Origin of the sequence: Synechococcus sp. 1G10 (assembly GCF_002252625.1) — a bacterium.
GTDB lineage: Bacteria > Cyanobacteriota > Cyanobacteriia > PCC-6307 > Cyanobiaceae > Regnicoccus_A.
This window is the reverse complement of sequence record NZ_NQKW01000006.1, coordinates 88,725-110,344: the sequence shown is the minus strand read 5'-3', so window position 1 is coordinate 110,344 and position 21,620 is coordinate 88,725. Positions and strand designations below refer to the sequence as shown.

The 21,620-nt window shown below is 64.9% G+C and carries 35 protein-coding genes and 1 tRNA gene; 4 read left to right on the top strand and 32 right to left on the bottom strand.

What is annotated here, in order from left to right; all coding sequences use genetic code 11:
• Positions 1 to 13 precede the first annotated feature (13 nt).
• Entirely contained in the window at positions 14 to 946 is a 933-nt protein-coding gene (locus CJZ82_RS07250; protein ID WP_094555123.1) for a serine hydrolase, read from the top strand.
• A gap of 73 nt (positions 947 to 1,019) precedes the next feature.
• Here CJZ82_RS07250 and CJZ82_RS07245 read toward each other — a convergent pair.
• Positions 1,020 to 1,108, bottom strand: a tRNA-Ser gene (locus CJZ82_RS07245).
• An 18-nt stretch (positions 1,109 to 1,126) separates the two neighbouring features.
• Positions 1,127 to 2,338, bottom strand: a complete 1,212-nt coding sequence (alr, locus tag CJZ82_RS07240) for an alanine racemase (RefSeq protein ID WP_198949686.1) — start codon at positions 2,336 to 2,338, stop codon at positions 1,127 to 1,129.
• 136 nt (positions 2,339 to 2,474) lie between these two features.
• Here alr and CJZ82_RS07235 point away from each other — a divergent pair, with 136 nt between their 5' ends.
• Entirely contained in the window at positions 2,475 to 2,972 is a 498-nt protein-coding gene (locus CJZ82_RS07235) for an HNH endonuclease (protein WP_094555122.1), read from the top strand.
• Positions 2,973 to 3,005: 33 nt separating this feature from the next.
• Here the strand turns inward: CJZ82_RS07235 and prfA are convergent, their stop codons facing one another.
• The 30 genes from prfA to rplC all read right to left on the bottom strand — a co-directional run bounded on the left by prfA (position 3,006) and on the right by rplC (position 19,679).
• Positions 3,006 to 4,109 carry a peptide chain release factor 1 gene (prfA, locus tag CJZ82_RS07230; protein ID WP_094555121.1) on the bottom strand — a complete coding sequence of 368 codons (1,104 nt, stop codon included), beginning with the start codon at positions 4,107 to 4,109 and terminating at the stop codon, positions 3,006 to 3,008.
• A 72-nt stretch (positions 4,110 to 4,181) separates the two neighbouring features.
• Entirely contained in the window at positions 4,182 to 4,454 is a 273-nt protein-coding gene (gene rpmE / locus CJZ82_RS07225) for a 50S ribosomal protein L31 (protein WP_094555120.1), read from the bottom strand.
• Between the two features lie 32 nt (positions 4,455 to 4,486).
• Positions 4,487 to 4,894: a 30S ribosomal protein S9 gene (gene rpsI / locus CJZ82_RS07220; protein WP_094555119.1), complete on the bottom strand. Its 408-nt coding sequence runs from the start codon at positions 4,892 to 4,894 to the stop codon at positions 4,487 to 4,489.
• Complete coding sequence (gene rplM, locus CJZ82_RS07215; protein WP_094555118.1) at positions 4,891 to 5,343, bottom strand: 50S ribosomal protein L13; 453 nt, start codon at positions 5,341 to 5,343, stop codon at positions 4,891 to 4,893. The genes rpsI and rplM overlap by 4 nt, the downstream gene beginning before the upstream one ends.
• A 114-nt stretch (positions 5,344 to 5,457) precedes the next feature.
• Positions 5,458 to 6,408, bottom strand: a complete 951-nt coding sequence (gene truA, locus CJZ82_RS07210; RefSeq protein ID WP_094555117.1) for a tRNA pseudouridine(38-40) synthase TruA — start codon at positions 6,406 to 6,408, stop codon at positions 5,458 to 5,460.
• A 24-nt stretch (positions 6,409 to 6,432) separates the two neighbouring features.
• Positions 6,433 to 6,783: a 50S ribosomal protein L17 gene (rplQ, locus tag CJZ82_RS07205; protein ID WP_094555116.1), complete on the bottom strand. Its 351-nt coding sequence runs from the start codon at positions 6,781 to 6,783 to the stop codon at positions 6,433 to 6,435.
• A gap of 44 nt (positions 6,784 to 6,827) precedes the next feature.
• Positions 6,828 to 7,766, bottom strand: a complete 939-nt coding sequence (locus tag CJZ82_RS07200; protein WP_094555115.1) for a DNA-directed RNA polymerase subunit alpha — start codon at positions 7,764 to 7,766, stop codon at positions 6,828 to 6,830.
• Positions 7,767 to 7,816: 50 nt separating this feature from the next.
• A complete protein-coding gene (gene rpsK / locus CJZ82_RS07195) occupies positions 7,817 to 8,209 on the bottom strand; it encodes a 30S ribosomal protein S11 (protein ID WP_094555114.1) in 393 nt (130 codons plus the stop codon).
• Positions 8,210 to 8,276: 67 nt separating this feature from the next.
• Positions 8,277 to 8,642, bottom strand: coding sequence for a 30S ribosomal protein S13 (rpsM, locus tag CJZ82_RS07190; protein ID WP_094555113.1), 366 nt, complete (start codon positions 8,640 to 8,642; stop codon positions 8,277 to 8,279).
• Between the two features lie 94 nt (positions 8,643 to 8,736).
• Positions 8,737 to 8,850 (bottom strand): 50S ribosomal protein L36, encoded by a 114-nt coding sequence (gene rpmJ / locus CJZ82_RS07185; protein WP_007100636.1) that lies wholly within the window; start codon positions 8,848 to 8,850, stop codon positions 8,737 to 8,739.
• A 45-nt stretch (positions 8,851 to 8,895) separates the two neighbouring features.
• On the bottom strand, positions 8,896 to 9,444 hold the full coding sequence (locus CJZ82_RS07180; protein ID WP_094555112.1) for an adenylate kinase: 549 nt from the start codon (positions 9,442 to 9,444) through the stop codon (positions 8,896 to 8,898).
• Between the two features lie 48 nt (positions 9,445 to 9,492).
• The gene (gene secY / locus CJZ82_RS07175; RefSeq protein ID WP_094555111.1) at positions 9,493 to 10,809 is read right to left on the bottom strand and encodes a preprotein translocase subunit SecY; all 1,317 of its coding nucleotides are present in this window, start codon (positions 10,807 to 10,809) and stop codon (positions 9,493 to 9,495) included.
• Positions 10,810 to 10,942: 133 nt separating this feature from the next.
• Entirely contained in the window at positions 10,943 to 11,395 is a 453-nt protein-coding gene (gene rplO, locus CJZ82_RS07170; RefSeq protein WP_094555110.1) for a 50S ribosomal protein L15, read from the bottom strand.
• Positions 11,396 to 11,400: 5 nt separating this feature from the next.
• A complete protein-coding gene (gene rpsE, locus CJZ82_RS07165) occupies positions 11,401 to 12,066 on the bottom strand; it encodes a 30S ribosomal protein S5 (protein WP_094555109.1) in 666 nt (221 codons plus the stop codon).
• A gap of 13 nt (positions 12,067 to 12,079) precedes the next feature.
• Positions 12,080 to 12,445, bottom strand: coding sequence for a 50S ribosomal protein L18 (gene rplR, locus CJZ82_RS07160; protein ID WP_094555108.1), 366 nt, complete (start codon positions 12,443 to 12,445; stop codon positions 12,080 to 12,082).
• Between the two features lie 32 nt (positions 12,446 to 12,477).
• Entirely contained in the window at positions 12,478 to 13,017 is a 540-nt protein-coding gene (gene rplF, locus CJZ82_RS07155; protein WP_094555107.1) for a 50S ribosomal protein L6, read from the bottom strand.
• Between the two features lie 15 nt (positions 13,018 to 13,032).
• The gene (gene rpsH, locus CJZ82_RS07150) at positions 13,033 to 13,434 is read right to left on the bottom strand and encodes a 30S ribosomal protein S8 (RefSeq protein WP_006173343.1); all 402 of its coding nucleotides are present in this window, start codon (positions 13,432 to 13,434) and stop codon (positions 13,033 to 13,035) included.
• Positions 13,435 to 13,454: 20 nt separating this feature from the next.
• Positions 13,455 to 13,994 carry a 50S ribosomal protein L5 gene (rplE, locus tag CJZ82_RS07145; RefSeq protein ID WP_094555106.1) on the bottom strand — a complete coding sequence of 180 codons (540 nt, stop codon included), beginning with the start codon at positions 13,992 to 13,994 and terminating at the stop codon, positions 13,455 to 13,457.
• Positions 13,995 to 14,078: 84 nt separating this feature from the next.
• A complete protein-coding gene (gene rplX / locus CJZ82_RS07140; protein ID WP_094555105.1) occupies positions 14,079 to 14,435 on the bottom strand; it encodes a 50S ribosomal protein L24 in 357 nt (118 codons plus the stop codon).
• 1 nt (position 14,436) lies between these two features.
• Positions 14,437 to 14,802, bottom strand: a complete 366-nt coding sequence (gene rplN / locus CJZ82_RS07135; RefSeq protein WP_094555104.1) for a 50S ribosomal protein L14 — start codon at positions 14,800 to 14,802, stop codon at positions 14,437 to 14,439.
• Between the two features lie 12 nt (positions 14,803 to 14,814).
• The gene (gene rpsQ, locus CJZ82_RS07130) at positions 14,815 to 15,066 is read right to left on the bottom strand and encodes a 30S ribosomal protein S17 (RefSeq protein ID WP_006173347.1); all 252 of its coding nucleotides are present in this window, start codon (positions 15,064 to 15,066) and stop codon (positions 14,815 to 14,817) included.
• 17 nt (positions 15,067 to 15,083) lie between these two features.
• Positions 15,084 to 15,299 (bottom strand): 50S ribosomal protein L29, encoded by a 216-nt coding sequence (rpmC, locus tag CJZ82_RS07125; RefSeq protein WP_094555103.1) that lies wholly within the window; start codon positions 15,297 to 15,299, stop codon positions 15,084 to 15,086.
• 4 nt (positions 15,300 to 15,303) lie between these two features.
• Complete coding sequence (gene rplP, locus CJZ82_RS07120) at positions 15,304 to 15,765, bottom strand: 50S ribosomal protein L16 (protein ID WP_094555102.1); 462 nt, start codon at positions 15,763 to 15,765, stop codon at positions 15,304 to 15,306.
• A 16-nt stretch (positions 15,766 to 15,781) separates the two neighbouring features.
• Positions 15,782 to 16,510: a 30S ribosomal protein S3 gene (gene rpsC / locus CJZ82_RS07115; protein WP_094555101.1), complete on the bottom strand. Its 729-nt coding sequence runs from the start codon at positions 16,508 to 16,510 to the stop codon at positions 15,782 to 15,784.
• 19 nt (positions 16,511 to 16,529) lie between these two features.
• Positions 16,530 to 16,886 (bottom strand): 50S ribosomal protein L22, encoded by a 357-nt coding sequence (gene rplV / locus CJZ82_RS07110; RefSeq protein ID WP_094555100.1) that lies wholly within the window; start codon positions 16,884 to 16,886, stop codon positions 16,530 to 16,532.
• Between the two features lie 13 nt (positions 16,887 to 16,899).
• Positions 16,900 to 17,175, bottom strand: a complete 276-nt coding sequence (rpsS, locus tag CJZ82_RS07105) for a 30S ribosomal protein S19 (RefSeq protein WP_006173352.1) — start codon at positions 17,173 to 17,175, stop codon at positions 16,900 to 16,902.
• 35 nt (positions 17,176 to 17,210) lie between these two features.
• Positions 17,211 to 18,074, bottom strand: a complete 864-nt coding sequence (gene rplB / locus CJZ82_RS07100) for a 50S ribosomal protein L2 (RefSeq protein WP_006173353.1) — start codon at positions 18,072 to 18,074, stop codon at positions 17,211 to 17,213.
• 15 nt (positions 18,075 to 18,089) lie between these two features.
• A complete protein-coding gene (locus CJZ82_RS07095) occupies positions 18,090 to 18,392 on the bottom strand; it encodes a 50S ribosomal protein L23 (protein WP_094555099.1) in 303 nt (100 codons plus the stop codon).
• Positions 18,385 to 19,020, bottom strand: a complete 636-nt coding sequence (gene rplD, locus CJZ82_RS07090; RefSeq protein WP_094555098.1) for a 50S ribosomal protein L4 — start codon at positions 19,018 to 19,020, stop codon at positions 18,385 to 18,387. Before rplD ends, CJZ82_RS07095 begins: the two co-directional genes overlap by 8 nt.
• Before the next feature lie 11 nt (positions 19,021 to 19,031).
• Positions 19,032 to 19,679: a 50S ribosomal protein L3 gene (gene rplC, locus CJZ82_RS07085; protein WP_094555097.1), complete on the bottom strand. Its 648-nt coding sequence runs from the start codon at positions 19,677 to 19,679 to the stop codon at positions 19,032 to 19,034.
• Positions 19,680 to 20,092: 413 nt separating this feature from the next.
• Between rplC and CJZ82_RS07080 the strand changes: the two genes are divergently transcribed.
• A complete protein-coding gene (locus CJZ82_RS07080) occupies positions 20,093 to 20,554 on the top strand; it encodes an NAD(P)H-quinone oxidoreductase subunit N (RefSeq protein ID WP_094555096.1) in 462 nt (153 codons plus the stop codon).
• Positions 20,544 to 21,599 carry an LdpA C-terminal domain-containing domain gene (locus CJZ82_RS07075; RefSeq protein ID WP_094555095.1) on the top strand — a complete coding sequence of 352 codons (1,056 nt, stop codon included), beginning with the start codon at positions 20,544 to 20,546 and terminating at the stop codon, positions 21,597 to 21,599. The genes CJZ82_RS07080 and CJZ82_RS07075 overlap by 11 nt, the downstream gene beginning before the upstream one ends.
• Positions 21,600 to 21,620 lie beyond the last annotated feature (21 nt).

Here is a 21,620-nt window from a genome sequence, read left to right as displayed (position 1 = left end):
GACAGCGGTTCCGATGGCGTTCTACAGCCCCGATGCGGCGATGAGAGCGATCCTCGAGGACCATCTCCATTCCCTGGAGCTCCAGGGCCGCCCCGGTCTGGCCTCCCAGGTCTCGATCACCTGGTTGCGCTATCAGCGCAGCCTGATCGGCGCGGCCGAGGCCAGTGATTCGTTGAGGCCCTGGCTGGAGCCAGTGGCGGGTGCCACCTGGGACGGCTCCACGGCCCGCTATCCGGCAAGTGTGGTCAAGCTCTTCTACCTGGCGGCCACCGAAGCCTGGCTCCAGCGCCAGCTGCTCGAAGACGGCCCCGAGTTGCGGCGGGCGATGGCCGACATGATCCGCGACTCCAGCAACGATGCCACCGCCGTGCTGGTGGATTGGCTCACGGGCACCACCAGCGGCCCCGACCTGCCTGAGCGGCCGCTGCGGGCCTGGATCGAGGCCCGCCAGCTGGTGAACCAGTGGTACGCCGCCCAGGGCTGGCCCGAATTCGAGGGCTGCAACGTCTGCCAGAAAACCTGGGGTGATGGCCCCTACGGACGGGAGCGGCAGTTCTACGGACCGGAGCTGGAGAATCGCAACCGGCTCAGCACTGATGCCACGGCCCGGCTCCTGCACGTGATCATGGCCGGCGCCCTGGTGTCTCCCCCCGCCTGCACCCGGATGCGGGAGCTGCTGAGCCGTTCTCTCGACTCTGAGCTGAGGGCGGCGGATCCGGAGAACCAGGTGGATGGTTTCATCGGCGCGGGGCTGCCAGCTTCTGCCCGGCTGTGGAGCAAGGCCGGCTGGATGAGCCAGGCCCGCCATGACGCGGCCTACGTGGAGATCGAGGGACGGGCTCCCTTCCTGCTGGTGATCTTCAGCGAAGGGGCAGAGCGGGCCGCCGATGAAAAGCTTCTTCCGGAGCTGAGCTGGCTGCTCAGCGAGGCTTGTTCAGCGAGCTGATCATCACTGGGCGGAAAGCCTCGCCAGGCTGGGTCTTCGTGGCGAAGATGCTTCTGGAGCCAGGGTCTTGGAACGGAGAGGGAGGGATTCGAACCCTCGACAGAAGTTGCCTCCTGTAACTCCTTAGCAGGGAGCCGCTTTCAACCACTCAGCCACCTCTCCAGGGGCCGAAAGAGCTTATCAGCGATCGCGCTCGGCCTCGCCAAGGTGGAGGCGGGGTAGACGGTGCTTGAAGCCGCAGAGAATCTCCCAGGGGATGGTGCCAGTGGCCTGGGCCCAGTCCTGGGGGGAGATGCGCTCATCTCCGTCGTCACCCAGCAGGGTGACCACCGAGCCCACCTCCAGCTGGGGAGCCTCGGTGGCATCGATCAGCAGCTGATCCATGGTGATCGCCCCCACCTGGGCCAGCCGGCGCCCGGCGAACAGCACTTCCTGCTGGTTGCTGAGCAGCCTTGGCACCCCATCGGCGTAGCCGATCGTGACCACCGCCAGCCTGGTCGGACGCCGGGTGCGGTAGCGGTGGCCGTAACTCACTCCAACCCCGGCAGGCACCTCGCGGATCAGGCAGACCCTTGCGCGCACGCTCATGGCGGGCTGCAGGGACACTGCGTGGCTCAGGTGCTCGGCAGGGGACTGGCCGTAAAGCGCCAGGCCCACACGTACCAGGTCGTAGTGGAGTTGGCGGCAGCGCAGGGTGCCGGCTGAATTGGCCAGATGACGCACCCCGGTGGGCAGCCCCAGCTCAACGGCCCCGCGCAGCACACTCTCGAAGCGCTGCTGCTGAACGGCGGTCAGTCCCCCACCTCCCGGGTCGGGAGAGTCGGCATCGGCCAGATGGGAGTAGATCCCAGCCAGATGTGTCGCCTCCAGACCATGGAGGGCCTGCAGCAGCCTCACCCCATCGCTCCAGTCCACTCCAAGCCGGGCCATGCCGGTGTCGAGCTTGAGGTGCAGCGCCATGGAGCGGCCGCTGCCGCTGGCCAGATTCTGGCAAAGCAGAGCTTCGCGCATGCCGCTGATGGTGGGCATCAGCTCCCACTCCAGGCAGCTGCGCAGCTCGTCGGGGTGGATCAGATTCCCCATCACCAGTACCGGCGCTTTCAGGCCCGACTGGCGCAACTCGATGCCTTCCTGCAGGGTTGCCACCCCCAGGGAGGTTGCGCCACCGGCCATGGCCGCGCGAGCCACCGGTGCGGCGCCATGGCCGTAGCCATCGGCCTTGACCACTGCCATCAGCGACGACTCCGGAGCCAGCCACCGGCCGAGCGCCCTGGCGTTGTTCTCGATTGCTTTCTCATCCACCTCCACCCAGGCCCTCTGCCGCGCGTGCACTCCGGGTGCCCCGAACCGCTGGGGATCCTCAACTGGCAGTTGTTGGCAGGGCTGGGGCATCGGTGCAAGCTCAGACCGGCATCGCAGCAGGGTCAATCTGATGTGATCCGTGAGTCCAATCTCGTGCCTGATGGCTCAGACCCATTAGCATGGCGGCCATCTGGGGATCTGGCACCCCTTCCGTGGACCATGCGCCGTGAGCCAGGTTCTGGTCCTGAATGCATCCTATGAGCCTTTGAACATCACCAGTTGGCGTCGGGCCACGGTGATGCTGCTCAAGGGCAAGGCTGAAGGTCTTGAGCACGATTCTCAGCATCCGATCCGTGGCGAGATGCTTCTGCCTTCGGTGATCCGTCTGCGCCAGTTCGTGCGGGTGCCCTTCAAGCAGTTGCCGCTGACCCGACGCAACGTCTTCCAGCGTGATGGCCATAGCTGCCAATACTGCGGCTACCAGGGCGAGCAACTCTCGATCGACCATGTGATCCCCCGCAGCCGCGGCGGAACCGACACCTGGGAGAACGTCACCACGGCCTGCCTGCGCTGCAATGTGCACAAGGGCAGCCGCACACCCAGAGAAGCGGCCATGCCCCTGGCCCGGGTGCCGAGGCGGCCGGTGAGCACCCTTTACTTCGAGGCCAGCCGCCACATCCGCTCCGGTCGCCAGGAATGGGCCAAGTACGTGATCGGGGCCTGAAGCACGCTTTCGGGACGCCCCTCAGCTTGGACCTCAGTCCGCGCCTGCGCCCTCGGCCACCAGTTGCTCCAGACGGGTTTTCTGCTCCGCCGCCACGCAGGCGCCGATCATTTCGGCGAGCTGTCCCTGCAGCACCGGCTCAAGAGCGAAGTTCCGCCCCAGGCGGTGGTCGGTGACCCGGTTGTCCTTGGCGTTGTAGGTGCGGATCTTTTCGCTGCGTTCACCGCTGCCCACCTGGGCACGGCGGGCAGAACTCTCGGCGGCAGCGGCCTCAGCCAGCTCCCTCTCCAGCAGCTTCGCCCGCAGGATCTCCAGAGCCCGCTCACGGTTCTGCAGCTGGGAGCGCTCCTGAGTGCAGAACACCCGGATGCCCGTTGGCTTGTGCAGCAGATCCACAGCTGTTTCCACCTTGTTGACGTTCTGCCCGCCGGCTCCACCTGAGCGGGCCGTGCTGATGTCGAGATCAGCGGGATCAAGCTGGACCTCCACCGGATCAGCCTCCGGCATCACCGCCACGGTCGCGGTGGAGGTGTGCACCCGTCCCTGGGACTCGGTGGCAGGCACCCGCTGGACCCGGTGAACGCCGGCCTCGTACTTGAGCTGGCTGTAGACGCCATCGCCGCGGATCGCCAGGATCAGCTCCTTGAAGCCGCCCAGGTCGGATTCCGAAGCACTGAGGGGCTGAACGCTCCAGCCCACGGCCTGGGCAAAGCGCTCGTACATCCGGGCGAGATCGCCGGCCCAAAGTGCCGCTTCATCCCCCCCAGTGCCGGCGCGGATCTCCAGCATCACACTGCGCTCATCACGGGGGTCACTGGGGAGCAGGGCGAGGGTGAGCTCTTGCTCGAGTGCATCGAGCTGACCTCCGAGCTGGGTGAGCTCGTCCTGGATCAGGGCCTCCATCTCGGAATCCCCCTTGCTCTGGCGCACCAGTTGCTGAGCATCCTTCAGTTGCTGCTGCAGGCTCTGCCAGTGGCTTAGGCCCGTGGCCAGCGGCTCAAGCCGGGCCCGTTCCTTGGAGAGACGGCGTAACTCAGAGGGGTCGGCGGCTACGGCGGGATCTGCCAGCTGACGCTCGAGCGCGTGGAAGGTGCGATCGGCAGCCTCAAGGCGCTCACGCAGCAAGGATGAATCCATGGGGGCAGGTGAGCAGACAGCACAAAGCCGGACACTGGGGAGTGTCCGGTCTCTGAAGCGGATCTCGAGCGATCAGGCCTCGACCTCAACCTCGGCCTTGGGCTCTTCGCTGCTCGGCTTGGTGCTGGCGGTATCGGCACTGCCCATGCCGTACTTGCGCATGAAACGGTCCACGCGGCCCTCGGTATCGAGGATCTTCTGGGTGCCTGTGTAGAAGGGGTGGTTGCCACTCCAGACGTCGACGTGCAGCTCTGGCTGGGTGGAGCCGGTGGTCATCACCACCTCTCCGTTACAGATCACCTTGGCGTCGGGATACCAAGTGGGATGGATGTCGGCCTTGGGCATGGCTGGAATGGAATGGATACCGAGAGGAAGGATCAGCGCTTGGAGAACTGGGGCGCTTTGCGGGCTTTCTTCAGGCCGTACTTACGCCGTTCCTTGGCCCGGGGATCGCGGCTGAGGTGACCTTCAGTTTTGAGGGGCTTCCGGTTGTCCGGCGAGAGCTCACAGAGGGCCCGGGCAGCTCCCTGCTTGATGGCATCGGCCTGACCGGTAAGACCGCCGCCCCTGACGTTGACAAGCAGGTCGTACTCGGTGGAGAGCCCCAGTGTGTCAAGGGGTGCCTTCACTGCACTGAGGTAGCTGGGGTTGTAGTTGAGGTAGTTGTCGCCGGGGCGACCATTGATGGTGATCGAGCCGGTGCCGGGAACGACACGCACGCGGGCTACTGCCGTTTTACGGCGGCCGGTGCCCCAGTAGACGACGCGATTGGAAGCGGTGCTCATTTGGCGGTGGCAGAAGGATCGAGAGCCAGAACCTGAGGCTGCTGGGCGGTGTGGGGATGCTCGGCACCCTTGTACACCTTCAGCTTGCGGAACAACTGACGGCCGAGGGCGTTGTGAGGAAGCATGCCCTTGATGGCCTTCTCGACAATCCTCTCGGGCAGGCGAGCCTGCAGTGCCTCGAAGGTTTCGGTCTTCATGCCGCCAGGACGACCGGAATGACGGCGGTAGATCTTCTGGCTGGCCTTGTTGCCGCTGATGCGGATCTTGTCGGCGTTGATGATGACCACGAAGTCACCGGTGTCCAGGTGGGGGGTGAAGGTTGGCTTGTTCTTGCCGCGCAGCACACTGGCCACCTCGCTGGCCAGACGGCCGAGAGTCTGATTCTCGGCGTCCACCAGAAACCACTGGCGGTCGAGGGAATCAAGAGAAGGAACGGAGGTCTTGTTCATCGCACCGGCAGGCCGGATCGGAGTAAGGCGCCATCCGAGAGGATGGGGCTGGACATGGGGCGGAAGGGCGGCGTCGAAGGGTGACCCCAACAGCACGACGCGCAAGTCCTGAGCCTAACCTTTGGCCCTTTGGCCCGTTTCCGGGTATCCACTGGATACGTGATCCAGCGGCGAACACGCCTTAAGGCTGGTGAACAGCGGAGGCGGGCTCAGGGAAGGAAGCTCCGGCGGATCCTGGCATTCCAGCCAGTGCCGCGGTTGGCAATCATACCAGGCAGACAGTGGGAAAGGAGAGGCTGGGTAGCCAACCCGCAGCAGAGAGAGTCCGTGGGCAGGGGCTGCCTCCTTGACCTCCGAGCGGGCCCGCTGCCGCCAGCGCCCCTCGAAGCCAGCCAGGCTCAGCTGGCCTTCCCCCACAGCCACCAGCTGACCCATGATCAGGCGAACCATCCCGTATAGAAAGCCGCTCGCCTGGATCTCGGCCACGACCAGGTCGCCGTGACGCTCCAGGCTCACGGCCTGGACCTTGGTGCGGGCATGGGCGCGTCTGCTGCCTGCCCGCTGGAAGGCGCTGAAATCATGGAAGCCCAGCAATCCGCGCAGGGCGGCCGCCATGGCGCGCTCATCAAGGCGCTGCCGGTAGCGGTGCCAGCTCCAGGGGGAGAGAAACAGGTTGGGCTTACGGCCGTTGTAGAGCGTGTAGCGGTAGCGGCGGTAGCTGGCGGAGAAGCAGGCGTGCCAGCTGGAGGGTACGGAGGCAGCTGCCCTGACCCGGATCGAGGTCGGCAGGCGGCCGTTGAGAGCAGCAGCCCAGCGTTTGGCGGGAATCGGTCCGCTGGCCTCGAAATGCACCACCTGACCCGCTGCGTGAACACCGCTGTCGGTCCTCCCGGCGGCTGTGATCCGCAAGGGGCGATGAGGATCGAGCGTGGCAATGGCCTGCTCCAGCGTCTCCTGAACACTGGGCTGCTGCGGCTGGCGTTGCCAGCCGCAGAATGAGGAGCCTTCGTACTGCAGGCAGAGAGCAATCCGGTGGAGAGGTCTCTGGTCTGGGAGCGAGGGCAAGATCGCGCCGACGTTGGTTGAGTGTCAGACCAGCTCGATGATCGCCATCTCGGCGTTGTCACCCCGGCGTGGAACGGTGCGGATAATCCTGGTATATCCCCCGCTGCGCTCGCCGTATCGCTCCTGAGCCTTGTCGAACAGGGAGTGAACCAGCTGCTTGTCGAAGATGTAGGCGATGGCGCGACGGCGGGCGGCCAGGCTGCCGTCCTTGGCAAGGGTGATCATCCGCTCGGCTTCATCACGCAGGGCCTTGGCACGGGTCTTGGTGGTGGTGACGCGGCCTTCACGGATCAGCTGAGTGGTGAGACCACGCAAGAGGGCTTTGCGTTGGTCGGCGGGTCGTCCGAGCAGGGGGACGCGGCACTGGTGTCGCATGGTTCCGGGGAATGATAAGAGGGGAAGGTGGGAAAGGGTGCCGCTCAGGCTGTGGTGCGACTCTGGGGCAGAGAGATGCCGATCCTCTCGAGAGCTTCGATCACCTCATCAGCTGACTTCGAGCCGAAGTTCTTGATCTCGAGGAGATCCTCGTAGCTGAAGCCCATCAGGTCGGAGACCGAATTGACCTGGGCCCGCTTCAGGCAGTTGTAGGCGCGAACCGACAGGTTCAGCTCCTCCAGGGGGATCTGGCTCTCGGCCGAGGGCTCGGGTTCCAGGCCAGGCTCCTCGACCATGGTCAGAGTGGCTAGGGGCTGGAACAGCTGGATCAGCTGATTGGCGGCCTGGGCCATCGCATCGTCGGGTGTGATCGAGCCACTGGTGACGATCTCCAGGCGAAGACGCTCACGGGCCGAACCGCCTTCGCCGACGGCCGTTTCATCGACCGTGTAGTTCACCCGTCGCACCGGCATGAACACCGCATCGATCTGGAGCAGGTCGATCGCGCTGGTGTCTTCGTGATGACGATCCACCGGCCGGTAGCCGACGCCACGCTCGACGTGGACTTCAAGCTCCAGGGAGTGACCTTCAGCCACGGTGGCGATCGGGCGATCGAAATCGATCACCTGAACCTGGGAGGAGAACTGCAGGTCAGCGGCTGTGACGCTGGCGGGGCCGTTCACGATCAGCCGTCCGATTTCCTGATCGCGATTGCGGCTGTTGACGACGACTTCCTTGCAGTTCAGCAGGATGTCGAGCACGTCTTCGCGCACTCCAGGGATCGTTGCGTATTCATGGTTGACGCCGGCGATGCGCACGGCGGTGATGGCACTGCCCTCCATGCCGCCCATCAGCACCCGACGCAGGGCGTTGCCGAGGGTGATGGCCTGACCGCGGTCCAGGGGCCCGATCACGAACACACCGGTCTGGGAGCGGTCGTCGGCAATGTGATGCTCGACCCGATCGATCTGATAGTGATGCACGGCCTGATGGTGGTGAAGAGGAACGCCGAAGAGCGGCTTGGAGCGAGTATTCAGACCCGGCGGCGCTTGGAGCGGCGGCAGCCGTTGTGGGGCAAGGGCGTGACGTCCCGGATCAGGGTGATCTCGAGGCCAGCCACCTGCAGTGCTCGGATGGCGGTTTCACGCCCTGAGCCGGGGCCGCGCACCAGCACCTCGATCTGACGCATACCCTGCTCCAGGGCGCGGCGGCCAGCAGCCTCAGCGGCAGTCTGGGCGGCGAAAGGAGTGCCCTTGCGAGCTCCCTTGAAGCCGCTCGCGCCGGCCGACGACCAAGAAATCACCTCGCCGGCCGTGTCGGTGATTGACACGATCGTGTTGTTGAAGGTGCTCTGAATGTGCGCAACACCGTTGGGCACATTGCGCTTGGTTTTTTTCGCGCCGGATTTCTTGGCTGGCTTCGCCATGGACGGGGGCCTGGTGGGGTGATGGGGTGGTGAAACTGAGCGGCGGAGCCGGGTTCAGACGGACGGATTACTTCTTCTTGCCGGCCACGGTCTTGCGGGCGCCGCGGCGGGTGCGTGCATTGGTGCGGGTGCGTTGACCGCGCACGGGAAGACCCATGCGATGGCGACGGCCTCTGAGGCAGCCGATGTCCTGCAGGCGCTTGAGGGCCATGCCCTCCTGACGGCGCAGATCACCCTCGAGGGTGAAGGTTTCGGCAGCTGCCCGCAATTTCTGGATATCGCCGTCATCGAGGTCCTTGACGCGGATGTCGGGGTTGACGCCGGCCTTGGCAAGAATCTTCTGGGCGCGGTTGAGCCCGATCCCGTAGACGTACGTGAGAGAAATCTCGACCCTCTTGTCGCGAGGGATATCGACACCGGAAATCCGAGCCACGAAAAAAACGATTCAGTTGGGCAGAGGGAGCCCGGCCGGCAAAGGCAGGGCGGTGTGCCCCGAAGGGCACTTGGGAAGGAAGAACGCGGCAGGGTCAGCCCTGGCGTTGCTTGTGCTTGGGATTGGTGCAGATCACCATCACCCGGCCGTGACGACGAATCACGCGGCACTTCTCGCACATCTTCTTGACTGAGGCACGCACCTTCATGGGCGGTGGCTCTCCATTTTGCAAACAGCTAACGTATCACACCAGTCAACCAAGTCCATCCACGACCCGTTGAGCCACCGTTTCCACAGCTCCCTCGGCTTCCACTTCCCGGATCAGGCCCAGCTGGCGGTAGAAGGCGATCAGGGGTGCTGTCTGCTCGCGGTAGACCTCGAGGCGGTTGCGGATCACCGCTTCGTTGTCGTCGTCACGCCCGCGGCTGAGCAGCCTCTGCAGCAGGATGCCGTCGTCGAGCTGGAGAAGCACGACACACTCGATCGGCTGGTTCAGCTCCTCAAGCAGTTCACTGAGGGCTTCGGCCTGGGCCAGGTTGCGGGGGAAGCCATCCAGCAGCCAGCCTCCGTCATGGCTGATCAGGCGGTCCCGCACGATCGCCAGCACCAGGGCGTCGCTCACCAGTTCGCCCCGAGCCATGACGGCCTGGGCTTCCGCACCCAGCGCCGTGCCTGCCTGAACTTCGGCTCGCAACAGCTCGCCGGTGGAGAGGTGGAGAAGATCGCGTTCAGCGGCCAGCAGTTGGGCCTGGGTGCCTTTGCCGGCTCCTGGTGGGCCGAGGAAAAGAAGGCGCTTGGACATGGCGGGAGAGGTGACTGGAATGGAACGGTGGCTTTGGGCTGGGGTGGATCACTCCCGCACCAGTCCTTCGTAGCGCTGGGAGATCACATAGGTCTGCACCTGCTTGGCGGTGTCGATGGCGACACCAACCAAAATCAGCAGGGAGGTGGCCCCCAGACCCTGGAAGGTGCGCACCTGGGTGGCCCCTTCCACCGCGGAGGGAATGATCGCCACCGCTCCGAGGAAAAGCCCCCCGAGCAGGGTCAGCCGGTTCTGCACGCCACTCAGATACTGGGCTGTGGCCGAGCCGGGCCGCACCCCGGGAATGGCCACCCCCCCCCGCTTGAGGTTGGTGGCGATATCGATCGGATTGATGGTGAGCGAGGCGTAGAAGAGAGAAAAGCCACAGATCAGAGCGAAGAAGATCAGGGCGTAGAGCCAGGGGGTGCTGCTGTTGGGATTGAGATAGCCGGCCAGCTGAATCAGCCAGGGGGCCTTGGTGATGTTGGCAATCGTCAGGGGCAGGAAGACCACCGCCGAAGCGAAGATGATCGGCATCACCCCGCCGGGGTTGAGCTTCAGCGGCAGGTAGCTCTGGCGGCTGGCGAGACTGGCCTGACCCACCTGGCGCTTGGCGCTCACGATCGGGATGCGACGGCTGCCCTCCTGCACGAAGATGATGCCCACGATCGTGACCAGGAAGATCAGCACCAGGATCACGATTCCCCCGATGGTGGCCCGGTCGCCGCTTTCGGCCAGTTTCACCGTTGAGCCGAGCGCCCTTGGAAGGGTGGCCACGATATTCACGAAGATCACCAGTGAGGCACCCTGGCCGATCCCCCGTTCGGTGATCACCTCGCTGATCCACATCACCACCATCGAGCCGGTGACCAGCGCCAGGGTGGTCTGGATCACGAATACCGGCACGGGAATGCCAGGGAGTGCGTACTGACGCAGGATCAGCGCGAATACGATGCTTTGCAGCAGGCCCCAACCCAGGGCCACATAGCGGGTGATCTGGGCGATCTTGCGCCGGCCGGCCTCACCTTCGTTCTTCTGGAGGTCCTCCAGCTGGGGCAGGGCCGCTGTCAGCAGCTGCAGGATGATCGAGGCGTTGATGAATGGCAGGATTCCCAGGGCGAACACCCCCAGGGTGGAGATGCCACCGCCGGTGAAGATGTCCAGGAAGCCGAGCAGCTGGCCACCCTGCTGGATGAACTGCTGGAAGGCCACGCGATCGATGCCCGGCACTGGGATGTAGATCCCCAGACGCACAAGCAACAGCAGGCCCAGGGTGGTGAGAACCCGATCCCTCAGTCCCTTGGACTGGATCACCTGGGTGATGATTTCCGCGGCACTGGGGTTGCGGCCCCGGCTGACGAGCATGGCGAGAAGGGACGAGGGACGGACTGGCGGAAAAGGGGCAACGATGGCAAAGCCGCCTGCCCATCCGATCAACGGCGGCAGACGGCTGGTTGCCTGGCGGACCCGTGAGGATCAGGGGTCAGGTCTTGGCCGATCAGGGGATCAGCTCGCAGGTTCCACCGGCTGCCTCGATCTTGGCGCGGGCCGAGGCGGTGAAGGCGGTGGCCTCGACCTTGAGCTTGACGCTCAGTTCACCGCTGCCGAGGATCTTCAGAGGGTGCTTGGGGCTTGTGACAAGGCCAGCGTCCACGAGGGAATCGAGGTTAACGGTGCTGCCAGCCTCAAGATCGGCCAGTTTGCCCACGTTCAGCACTGTGAAGTACTTGGGGTTCACAAGCGGGAAATGCTTGAGCTTGGGCAGGCGCCGGTAGAGGGGCATCTGACCGCCCTCGAAGCCTGGGCGGGTCGGACGGCCCGAGCGGGACTTCTGGCCGCGCATGCCGAAACCGCAGCTGGCGCCCTGGCCGGCGGCAATGCCTCGGCCTTTGCGCAGTTTGCGGCGACGGGCACCGGTCTGGGGAGTGAGGGTGCTGAGAGAGAGGGTCATGGGGCTCAGGAGTAGATCTGCTCGAGGGAGATGCCCCGTTCCTTGGCCGTCTCTTTGTGGGTGCGCAGAGACTGCAGCGCCTGGATGGTGGCGCGGGCGTTGTTGAGGGGAGTTTTGCTGCCGAGGCGCTTGGCCAGGACGTTCTTGATCCCGGCCAGCTCGAGCACGGTGCGGATCGAGCCCCCCGCGATCACACCGGTACCTGGGGCGGCGGGGCGCATCAGGATGCTGGCGGCGCCGTCGACACCACGGCCGTCGGTGGGGATCGAGCTGGTGCGGGTCAGGGGCACCTTCACCAGGTGCTTCTTCCCATCGGCCACGCCCTTGCGCACGGCACCGATCACATCACCGGCCTTGCCAACGCCCACACCGACCTGGCCGCGCTCGTTGCCGACCACGACGATGGCGCGGAAGCTCATCTTCTTGCCGCCTTTGACGGTCTTGGAGACCCGGCGGATCTGCACCACCCGCTCCTGCCATTCGGAGTCGCGCTCCTGGCCGCGGCGGTTGTCGCCCCGGCGTCCGCCGCCACTGCCGCCACGGCGATCACCACCGCCGCCACCGCGGTTGCCGCCGCCGCGACGCTCCTGCTGGCCTTCAGTGCCGGCAGGAACGCCGACGGCCGCGGAGGGCACGTCGCTGGATCTGGTCTGTTCGTTGGTTTCGGTCATGGTTGGAGGCGGTTCAGAACTGAAGGCCCGCTTCCCGGGCGGCATCGGCTAGGGCCTTGACCCGGCCGTGGTACAGATTGCCACCGCGGTCGAAGACCACCTGCTGGATGCCCTTGGCGATGGCACGGGTGGCCAGCAGCTGACCCACGGCGACGGAGGCGTCACAGGAGGCACTGGACTCGAGGCTGCTGCGCAGATCCTTGTCGAGGGTCGATGCCGCACAGAGGGTTGTCTGGGCCGCGTCGTCGATGACCTGGGCGTAGATGTGGTTGTTGGAGCGGAACACGGCCAACCGCGGACGGTCGGAGGTTCCGTTGAGATGGCGACGCAGACGGCGGTGACGCTTCTGGGTCTGCTGTTTTCTGGAAAGGGTGGACATGGCAGTACAGGGTGGGAACGCTCAGGCAGGCCTCATTTCTTACCGGTCTTGCCGGCCTTGCGCAGGATGCGCTCGCCCGCGTACTTGATGCCCTTGCCTTTGTAGGGCTCAGGCGGCCGGATGGCGCGGATCTTGGCGGCTTCATTGCCAACCAGCTCCTTGTCGGCGCCGGACACCATCACCTGGGTGGTGCCTTCGACCGTGAAGCTCACGCCTTCGGGGGGATTCACCTCCACAGGGTGGCTGTAGCCGGCGCTGACCACGAGCTTGCGACCCTGGACCTGGGCGCGGTAGCCCACGCCGATGATCTCGAGCTTGCGGGTGAAGCCCTGACTGACGCCCTCGACCATGTTGGCGACGAGGGTGCGGCAGAGGCCGTGACGCTCACGGGAACGGCGGCTTCCGTTGGAAGGGGTGACCACCAGGGTGTTCTCCTGCTGGCTGACAGCCACACCATCGGGAAGGGTGCGGCGGAGCTCGCCCTTGGGACCTTTGACCGTGACCGCCAGACCTGACAGGGTGACGTTCACCTTGTCGGGAATGGGGATCGGCGCTTTACCAATACGTGACATGGATCAACTCCCAGATCAATAGATGTAGCAAAGCACTTCACCGCCAACGCCCTGCTTGCGGGCATCACGGTCGCTCATCACCCCTTTTGACGTGGAGATGATCGCCACGCCGAGGCCGCCGAGGACCTTGGGAAGCTGACGGGTGTTCTTGTAGATGCGCAGGCCAGGCTTGCTGACCCGCTGCACCGAGCGGATGGTGGGCTGACGATGCTTGCCGCTGTACTTCAGCTCGAGAACGAGGAAGCGTTCGACGCCTTCTCCTTCCTCACTGATCTGGGCGATGAAGCCTTCGTGCTGCAGCACCTTGGCGATGCTGTGGGAAAGGCGTGAAGCGGGCACCTTGGTGGTCTGATGCTTCTTTTCACTCGCATTGCGGATGCGGGTGAGCATGTCGGAAATCGGGTCGTGATTGGCCATGGTTGGGATCCGAGGAGGGCTCAGTTGCTGCGGAACGGCATTCCCATCTCGCGGAGGAGGGCCCGGCCCTCTTCGTCGTTGCGGGCGCTGGTCACGATGGTGATGTCCATGCCACGAATGGCGTCGATCTTGTCGTAGGAAATTTCGGGGAAGATGATCTGCTCCCGCACCCCCAGGGTGTAATTGCCCCTACCGTCGAAGCTCTTGGGGCTGACCCCGCGAAAGTCGCGGATGCGCGGCAGGGCCAGGTTGATCAGGCGCTCCAGGAAGGCGTACATCCGGTCCCCCCGCAGGGTGACAACAACCCCGATCGGCATCCCTTGGCGAAGCTTGAAGCCGGCGATGGCTTTCTTGGCGCGCGTCACAACCACCTTCTGTCCGGTGATCGTGGCCAGCTCGCTGATCGAGGCTTCAAGAGCCTTGGCGTTCTGGGCGGCTTCGCCAAGCCCCCTGTTGACGGTGACCTTCACCACCTTGGGGACTTCATGGATGTTCGAGAGGGTCAGATCCTTGAGCAACTTGGGCTGGATCGTCTCCCGATAGCGCTGTTTGAGTGACATGGCGGGGGTAGGGGAATGCGCTTCTGGGCGTTGTCAGAAAGCGGACGGGGTTGCGTTCAGCGGTGGGAGCGGTTGTCAGTGCCCTCAGGCAAGGACTTCACCCGTCTTCTTGAGGCGGCGCTTCTTGGTGCCGTCGGCTTCGACGACGAGCTCCACCCGGCTGGGGACGTTGCTGGTGGTTGAAAACACCATCACGTTGGACGCGTGGATGGAGGCCTCTTCGGTGAGGATGCGGCCTGATTCGCCTTCTTGAGTGGGCTTCATGTGGCGGGTGCGCAGGTTGATGCCCTGCACGACCACACGGTTTTCATCGGGAAGGGTGCGCAGGACCTCACCGGTCTTGCCCTTGTCCTTGCCGGCAATCACCTTGACGGTGTCACCCTTGCGGATGCGCATCTTGACCCTGTGAACGGGCCTGGGTTTTGGGGTGGCTGTGGCCATCTCAGATCACCTCCGGGGCGAGAGACACGATTTTGGTGAAGTTGCGCTCCCGCAGTTCCCGGGCAACGGGTCCGAAAACCCGTGTGCCTTTGGGGTTGTTGTCGGTGCCCAGGATCACGGCGGCATTGTCGTCGAAGCGAATCGCATTGCCGGTGTCCCGACGCAGGGTGGCCCTGGTGCGAACCACCACGGCCTTGACCACATCCGACTTCTTGACGCCCATGTTGGGCATGGCGTCCTTGACGGCGGCCACGATGACATCGCCCACATGGGCATAGCGACGATTGGTACCCAGCACCCGAATGCATTGGATACGCTTCGCGCCGCTGTTGTCAGCGACGTTGAGATAAGTTTCCTGCTGAATCATGGTGGGGTGTTCTCAGCTCGCGCCGGATGTGGTGAAAACTTCGGCCACGGCCCAGCGCTTGGTACGGCTGAGGGGACGGGTTTCGGTGATGCGGACCCGATCACCCACGCGACAACGATTGTCCTCGTCGTGGGCTTTGTAACGGGTGGTGCGGCTGACGGTCTTCTGGTAGATGGGATGGGGGAAGCGGTTTTCAACCGCCACCACCACTGTTTTGTCCATCTTGTCGCTGACGACGACGCCGACCCTTTCCTTGAGTGCCATGGGTGGTGTGGGGGGGATCAGGAGGCGGAGGGGGCGGAGCTCTGACGCTCCTTCTGCACCGTCAGGAGGTGGGCCAGCTTGATGCGGCTTTCCTTGAAGCGGTGGGGTTGTTCCAGCCGGCGGGTGGCCTGCTGGAAGCGCAGATCGAAGAGATCGCGGCGGCAGCCGTTGATCTGTTCGCTGATTTCGGCGTCGGTGAGCTTGCGCACCTCGGCGATGTCAGGACGGGCCATGGGTTCAGGACTCCACAGGAACGGTGGTCTCCGGTTCGACCGCGGTCGCCTGCTCGTCAAGGGCCAGGAACTTGGTCTTGATGGGGAGCTTGTACTGGGCCAGGCGCATGGCCTCCTTGGCAATGGCTTCGGTGATTTCGGGACCGCCCATTTCAAAGAGAATGCGACCGGGCTTGATGACAGCCACCCAGAACTCGGGGTTGCCCTTACCAGAACCCATACGGGTTTCGGCAGGGCGCATGGTGACGGGCTTGTCAGGGAAGATCCGGATCCAGATCTTTCCTCCCCGCTTGACGTAGCGGGTCATGGCCCGGCGGCTGGCCTCAATCTGTCGGGAGGTGATCCACCCGCATTCCTGGGCCTGCAGCGCAAACTGACCGAAGGCAATGGTGTTGCCCCGGCTGGCGACACCGCACATGCGGCCTCGCTGTTGTTTGCGGAATTTGACGCGACGTGGACTCAGCATGGTTCAGGCTTCCTGCTCACTCCTCGTTGGAGCGGTCTTCGAACTGTTGGGGCCGGCGATTGGCGCGGCGCCGTGGTGCTGCCCCGACGGGGAGTTTTTCCTGTTGACCAGGAAGCACTTCTCCTTTGAACACCCACACCTTGATTCCCAGCACCCCATAGGTGGTGGTGGCCACCTTGGTTGCGTAGTCGATGTCGGCGCGGAGTGTATGCAGCGGAACCCGGCCTTCCCGGGTCCATTCGGTCCTGGCGATTTCGGCGCCGTTGAGGCGTCCGCTCACCTGGATCTTGAGGCCGAGCACGCCTGCCCGTTGGGCACGCTGCACGGTCATGCGCATGACTCGGCGGAACGCCACCCGCTTCTCCAGTTGCTGGGCGATGTATTCGGCCAGCAGGAACGCATCGGCGTCAACCCGCTCCACTTCCACCACGTTGATGCGCACCTGGCGGTTGCGATCACCGACGGTTTTCTGGATGCCTGCGCGCAGTTCTTCGATGCCGCTGCCCTGGCGTCCCACCAGCACACCAGGCCGGGCTGTCTTGAGCTCGACCTCCAGCTGATCGGCCTTGCGGGCGATCAGCACATCGCTGATGCCGGCTGAGGCGTACTTCTTGTGAATGAAGCAGCGAATCCGGTCATCCTCCTGGAGGAGGATCGGGTAGGTCTTGCTGGGGGCGTACCAACGGGAGCGGTGGTCCTGGGTGATCCCCAGGCGCAGGCCGGTTGGATGGATCTTGTGTCCCATCGGGCGGTGTCCTCGGGGGTCAGGCGGAAGGAGCCACAGCAATGCTGATGTGGCAGGTTTGCTTTTTGATGGCGTAAGCACGGCCCTGGGCCCGTGGCCGGAAGCGCTTCAGGGAGGGACCCATATCGGCGATTGCGGTGCTGATCACGAGCGAGGCCGGATCGAGGCCCATGTTGTGCTCGGCGTTGGCCACAGCGGAGCGGAGCACCTTGGTGATTGGTCCGGTGGAGCGGTAGGGCATGAACTCGAGCAGGATCAGCGCTTCGCGATAGGTGCGGCCGCGGATCTGATCGAGCACCCGACGCACCTTGGACACGGAACCGCGGATGTAGCGGCCGTGGGCGCGGGCTTCTTGGCTGGGGGTGGTGTTGGCCATGGTGATTCGCTCCTTAACGGGCACCTTTTTTGTCTTTGATGTGGCCCCGGAAGGTGCGGGTGGGGGCGAATTCCCCCAGCTTGTGGCCCACCATCTGCTCGGTCACGTAGACCGGCACATGGCTTTTGCCGTTGTGGACGGCAATGGTGTGGCCGATCATCATCGGCAGGATTGTGGAGGCCCGTGACCAGGTCTTGATGACGGTCTTGTCGCCAGCGCTGTTCTGCGCTTCGACCTTGCGCAGCAGGTGGTCGGCGACGAAAGGCCCTTTTTTGAGTGAACGTCCCATAGCGAATCAGGCAGACAGCAGTGCGGTGTTGAGCATCAGGAATCCCGTCCGCCACGGCTCCGCTTGGAGGTGCGGCGACGCTTCCGCAGCACAAACCGATTGCTGGGCTTGTTGCGTTTGCGGGTTTTCAGGCCCAGGGCGGGTTTGCCCCAGGGTGTGACAGGACCGGAGCGGCCGATCGGAGCCCGGCCTTCACCACCACCGTGGGGGTGATCGCACGGGTTCATCACACTGCCGCGCACCTGGGGACGGCGGCCGAGCCAGCGGGTGCGGCCGGCCTTGCCGAGGCTGGTGTTGCGCACTTCAGCGTTGCCCACTTCGCCAAGGGTGGCGAAGCACTCACGACGCACCAGCCGAACTTCGGTGGAGGGCAGCTTGAGGGCGACGTAGTCGCCTTCCTTTGCCATCACCTGGGCGCTGGCACCGGCGGTACGCACCATCTGTCCGCCACGTCCGGCATAAAGCTCGACGTTGTGGACGCTGGATCCGAGAGGAATGGCCGAGAGCGGCAGGGCGTTCCCCACTTCAATCGGGGCCTCGGGACCCGATACGACCGTCTGGCCCACTGTGATGCCAGCGGGAGCCAGGATGTAGCGCTTTTCGCCGTCGGTGTAGAAGAGCAGCGCCAGCCGCGCATTGCGGTGGGGGTCGTAGTGGATGGCGGCCACGCGGGCGACCACGCCGGTCTTGTCACGACGGAAGTCGACGAGGCGGTAGAGGCGCTTGTGGCCGCCACCTCGGTGGCGACAGGTGATCACACCGCGGTTGTTGCGACCTTTCTGGCGGTGTTTGGCCACCACCAGCGAACGCTCGGGACGGCGCTCAGTGACTTCGCTGAAGTCGCTGGAGGAGCGGCCGCGGGTGCCGGGGGTGTAGGGGCGGTAGTTGCGGATTGCCATAACGATTCAGACCCCTCAGGCCTCTGGAAACAACTGGATGGCATCGCCAGGGGCGAGGCGCACCACGGCTTTCTTCACCTGGGCACGCTTGCCGGCGAAGCGCCCGACCCGCCGGCTGCGGCGGGGGGGATTCATGGTGCTGACCCCGACCACATGCACATCGAAGAGATGTTCGACGGCAGCCTTGATGTCGGGCTTGGCGGCCCGGGGATCCACCTCGAACGTGTACTGGTTGAGTTCCAGGGCACGGGTGGCTTTTTCGGTGATCAGCGGCTTGCGGATCACATCCGCGAGCCGGCCATTGAAACGCTCAGTCATCGCCGTAAATCTCCTGAATCTTCGCCAGTGCCTCTTCGCTCAACACCAGCACATTGGCGTGGAGCAGGTCGAACACGTTGAGCTGATCAGCGGCGATCAGCTTCACTTTCTCAAGGTTGCGCACCGAACGGCGAACCACGTCGCTGGGGGCATCGATCACGAGCAGCACCTTGCTGCCAGCCGGCACCTGCCAGCGCTCCAGAGCCGCCACGATCTCCTTGGTTTTGGGAACCTCAAGACCGGCGGCGAAGCCTTTGACAACGAGGATGTCTGCGGCGCGGCTGATCAGGGCCGTGCGCAGGGCCAGACGACGTTCCTTGCGGTTCATCGCCAGGGTGTAACTACGGGGCTTGGGCCCGAAGATCACACCACCACCAGGGCGCAGGGGGGTGCGAATCGAGCCCTGCCTGGCCCGGCCCGTTCCCTTCTGCTTGTAGGGCTTGCGGCCACCACCACGGACCTCTGCCCGGGTGAGGGTGCTGGCAGTGCCCTGTCGGGCATTGGCCAGCTGCCTGACCACCGCCCTGTGCACCAGGTCGGCGGCGGATGATTTCTTGGCGACTTTCAGGTCAAGGCTGGCCTCGCCGGCTTCCTTTCCCTGCCAATCGCGCACAACACAATTCACCATCTGATTTCTCCTCAGTTCGCGGCCTTGGCGCCGACCCGCAGGGCGGGACGGATGCTGAGCAGGGCGCCGGGCTTGCCGGGCACCGAACCCTTCACCACCAAAAGGTTGCGCTCGTTGTCCACCTTGAGGATGGTGAGGCCGCGGGTGGTGATCTGCTTGCCGCCGTAGCGGCCAGCCATGCGTTTACCCGGATAGACCCGACCGGGCGTGGTGCCGGCACCGGTGGATCCGGGTTCGCGATGGTTCTTGGAGCCGTGGCTCATCGGGCCACGACTGAAGCCATGGCGCTTCTGGTAGCCGGAGAAGCCCCGGCCGACCGTGTCGCCGCTGACGTCCACTTTCTGTCCGGCTTCGAAGGCCTCGACAGTGATGGAGGCGCCGAGCTCGAGGCCGTCAAGGGACTCCAGCCGGTATTCCTGCAGATGACGCAGCAGCCCATCGCCTGACTTGGCCAGGTGACCGGCCGCAGGCTTGTTGACGAGCTTCTCGCGGATCTCACCGAAACCGATCTGAGCGGCGCTGTAGCCGTCGGTGGCAGGAGTTTTGAGTTGGGTGATGCGGCAAGGACCAGCCTCGATCACGGTGACCGGGATGGATTTGCCGTTGGGGTCGAAAAACTGAGACATGCCCAGTTTTTTCCCAAGGATGCCGAAGGACATAGGAGGGAGAAACGCCAGCAGGACAGTGACGCGCACGGGTGCGAGCCACTCGATACTGATTCGTGCAGACGCGCTTGGCCAGAAAAACTGGCTCCCGAGCCGCTGGGGAGCGGAAGCTCCGGGGCGGTTTCGGGTGGGCTAGCGGTTGGCGAAACAGTTGGCTGGGACTTGTCCGCGCCTGCTGGGCAAGGCGGCAGTATCCCGGCGGTTGGGCATTGCGCGGAGCAAACCGGCAAGCCTGGCCGCACTGACCAGAAGAGACCGTCGCCAGCGACGATCCCGCACATTGATCTGGAGGCCCGGCTAGCGGTCGGGCGCAGATCAGATGCACAAGAGAACACCATACCCTATCGACTCCGGCCACATTCTTCTCTCCCCTGTCAGACTTTCGCCAACAGTTCTGAAGCCGCCCCATGCCTCTGCTGCTCTCAGGTCGCCGCTTCCGTCAGGACTTGGAGAAGGCCGGCGCCCTCGCCCTTTACGCCCCTCTGGAAGGAGGTGCTGAGACCCGACTGCTGCGCCGCCTGCGCGCAGCTGGGTACGGCGCTCAGATCACTTCGGCCCGGGGCCTGGGTGACCCCGAGGTCTTCCTGTTCCAGAGTCATGGGGTCCGTCCGCCCCACCTTGGCCATCACAGCGTGGGCCGTGGGGCCGCCGTGGGCGAGGTGCAGCGGGTGATGCCCCAGTTGGGGGCCTTGCTGGAGGGCATCAAGCCCATGGTGTTGTGGCTGCTGGAGGCTCAGGTGCTCTCCTCGGCGGAGCTGCAGTCGCTCTGTTCGCTCACCCGGCGCGAGCCCCGGCTGAAGATCGTGGCGGAGCTGGGCGGGTCCCGCAGTCTGCGCTGGAAGCCTTTGGAGGAGATGGTTGCCGCCTGACCAGGCTCTCGCCTGTGGTCACTGGGTCAAGTTGATCTGCGGGGCCAGCAATCAGGATCTCGCTGCCATCGAAGACCTCTGCGGGCTCTATGCCCTTGCTGGGGTTCATTGCATTGATGTGGCCGCTGATGAAGCGGTGGTGGCCGCCGCCCGCCGGGGCCTGCGCTGGGCCCGTGAGCAGCGGCCTGAGCTGAGTACCCCCTGGCTGATGCTCAGCCTCAGCGACGGCGACGATCCCCACTTCCGCAAGGCCTGGTTCGATCCCAGCCGTTGCCCGGCCGACTGCCCCAGGCCCTGCGCCCGTGTCTGCCCTGCAGAGGCGATCCCGGCCGGGGCCGGTGTGACCAGGGAGCGCTGCTACGGCTGTGGCCGCTGCTTGCCCGCCTGCCCCCACGGACTGATCGAGGCCCGCAGTCATGGACTCGAAGCCTCGGCAGTGCCGGAGCTCCTCGCTCGCCTGCGCCCGGATGCGGTGGAGATCCATACCTGCCTGGGCCGGGGAGAGGCCTTCGCCCGGCGGCTGGAGCAGGTGGCGGCCTCGGGCCTGCCCTTGCGGCGCCTGGCCGTCAGTTGTGGCCTTGAGGCCGGCGCGGCCGCCGCTGCCCCCTCCCCTGACGCCAGCCCGGCGACCCTGGCCCGCGAGCTCTGGCAGCGGTTCGTCCTGCTGCGCCGCCATCGCTTCCGTCCCCTCTGGCAACTCGATGGCCGCCCGATGAGTGGTGATGTGGGCGATGGCACGGCCCATGCCGCCGTCAACCTGCTGCTTGCCGTGCGCCGGCTGGCGCCGCCGGGGCCACTGCAACTCGCTGGCGGCACCAACGGCCGCAGCCTGCCGCTGCTGCACCAGCGCAGCGGGGGCGCTCAGGCCGCTCGTACTGCCGCCGCCGGGGTGGCCTTCGGTGGTCTGGCTCGCCGGCTGCTCTCCCCCCTGGTGCTGGAGGCGGAACGACGTGGCCGGCGTCTGCTCGATGAGCCGGCCCTCTGGCCCCAGGCCCTGGCGCTGGCGCAGGAGCTTGTCTCCCCCTGGCTGGCCGCTGATGGCTAGAACGTTGGTGCAGATGGGCCG

What these genes read in the sequence shown, in the direction of transcription:
- CJZ82_RS07250 (WP_094555123.1), top strand. Translation starts at nt 14, where the DNA reads ATGGCGTTCTACAGCCCCGATGCGGCGATGAGAGCGATCCTCGAGGAC.
- alr (WP_198949686.1), bottom strand. Translation starts at nt 2,338, where the DNA reads ATGCCCCAGCCCTGCCAACAACTGCCAGTTGAGGATCCCCAGCGGTTC.
- prfA (WP_094555121.1), bottom strand. Translation starts at nt 4,109, where the DNA reads ATGGATTCATCCTTGCTGCGTGAGCGCCTTGAGGCTGCCGATCGCACC.
- rpmE (WP_094555120.1), bottom strand. Translation starts at nt 4,454, where the DNA reads ATGCCCAAGGCCGACATCCATCCCACTTGGTATCCCGACGCCAAGGTG.
- rpsI (WP_094555119.1), bottom strand. Translation starts at nt 4,894, where the DNA reads ATGAGCACCGCTTCCAATCGCGTCGTCTACTGGGGCACCGGCCGCCGT.
- rplM (WP_094555118.1), bottom strand. Translation starts at nt 5,343, where the DNA reads ATGAACAAGACCTCCGTTCCTTCTCTTGATTCCCTCGACCGCCAGTGG.
- rplQ (WP_094555116.1), bottom strand. Translation starts at nt 6,783, where the DNA reads ATGCGACACCAGTGCCGCGTCCCCCTGCTCGGACGACCCGCCGACCAA.
- rpsK (WP_094555114.1), bottom strand. Translation starts at nt 8,209, where the DNA reads ATGGCGAAGCCAGCCAAGAAATCCGGCGCGAAAAAAACCAAGCGCAAT.
- rpmJ (WP_007100636.1), bottom strand. Translation starts at nt 8,850, where the DNA reads ATGAAGGTGCGTGCCTCAGTCAAGAAGATGTGCGAGAAGTGCCGCGTG.
- CJZ82_RS07180 (WP_094555112.1), bottom strand. Translation starts at nt 9,444, where the DNA reads ATGTCCAAGCGCCTTCTTTTCCTCGGCCCACCAGGAGCCGGCAAAGGC.
- secY (WP_094555111.1), bottom strand. Translation starts at nt 10,809, where the DNA reads ATGCTCGTCAGCCGGGGCCGCAACCCCAGTGCCGCGGAAATCATCACC.
- rplO (WP_094555110.1), bottom strand. Translation starts at nt 11,395, where the DNA reads ATGACCCTCTCTCTCAGCACCCTCACTCCCCAGACCGGTGCCCGTCGC.
- rpsE (WP_094555109.1), bottom strand. Translation starts at nt 12,066, where the DNA reads ATGACCGAAACCAACGAACAGACCAGATCCAGCGACGTGCCCTCCGCG.
- rplR (WP_094555108.1), bottom strand. Translation starts at nt 12,445, where the DNA reads ATGTCCACCCTTTCCAGAAAACAGCAGACCCAGAAGCGTCACCGCCGT.
- rplF (WP_094555107.1), bottom strand. Translation starts at nt 13,017, where the DNA reads ATGTCACGTATTGGTAAAGCGCCGATCCCCATTCCCGACAAGGTGAAC.
- rpsH (WP_006173343.1), bottom strand. Translation starts at nt 13,434, where the DNA reads ATGGCCAATCACGACCCGATTTCCGACATGCTCACCCGCATCCGCAAT.
- rplE (WP_094555106.1), bottom strand. Translation starts at nt 13,994, where the DNA reads ATGTCACTCAAACAGCGCTATCGGGAGACGATCCAGCCCAAGTTGCTC.
- rplX (WP_094555105.1), bottom strand. Translation starts at nt 14,435, where the DNA reads ATGGCCACAGCCACCCCAAAACCCAGGCCCGTTCACAGGGTCAAGATG.
- rplN (WP_094555104.1), bottom strand. Translation starts at nt 14,802, where the DNA reads ATGATTCAGCAGGAAACTTATCTCAACGTCGCTGACAACAGCGGCGCG.
- rpsQ (WP_006173347.1), bottom strand. Translation starts at nt 15,066, where the DNA reads ATGGCACTCAAGGAAAGGGTCGGCGTCGTCGTCAGCGACAAGATGGAC.
- rpmC (WP_094555103.1), bottom strand. Translation starts at nt 15,299, where the DNA reads ATGGCCCGTCCTGACATCGCCGAGGTGCGCAAGCTCACCGACGCCGAA.
- rplP (WP_094555102.1), bottom strand. Translation starts at nt 15,765, where the DNA reads ATGCTGAGTCCACGTCGCGTCAAATTCCGCAAACAACAGCGAGGCCGC.
- rpsC (WP_094555101.1), bottom strand. Translation starts at nt 16,510, where the DNA reads ATGGGACACAAGATCCATCCAACCGGCCTGCGCCTGGGGATCACCCAG.
- rplV (WP_094555100.1), bottom strand. Translation starts at nt 16,886, where the DNA reads ATGGCCAACACCACCCCCAGCCAAGAAGCCCGCGCCCACGGCCGCTAC.
- rpsS (WP_006173352.1), bottom strand. Translation starts at nt 17,175, where the DNA reads ATGGGACGTTCACTCAAAAAAGGGCCTTTCGTCGCCGACCACCTGCTG.
- rplB (WP_006173353.1), bottom strand. Translation starts at nt 18,074, where the DNA reads ATGGCAATCCGCAACTACCGCCCCTACACCCCCGGCACCCGCGGCCGC.
- CJZ82_RS07095 (WP_094555099.1), bottom strand. Translation starts at nt 18,392, where the DNA reads ATGACTGAGCGTTTCAATGGCCGGCTCGCGGATGTGATCCGCAAGCCG.
- rplD (WP_094555098.1), bottom strand. Translation starts at nt 19,020, where the DNA reads ATGGTGAATTGTGTTGTGCGCGATTGGCAGGGAAAGGAAGCCGGCGAG.
- rplC (WP_094555097.1), bottom strand. Translation starts at nt 19,679, where the DNA reads ATGTCCTTCGGCATCCTTGGGAAAAAACTGGGCATGTCTCAGTTTTTC.
- CJZ82_RS07080 (WP_094555096.1), top strand. Translation starts at nt 20,093, where the DNA reads ATGCCTCTGCTGCTCTCAGGTCGCCGCTTCCGTCAGGACTTGGAGAAG.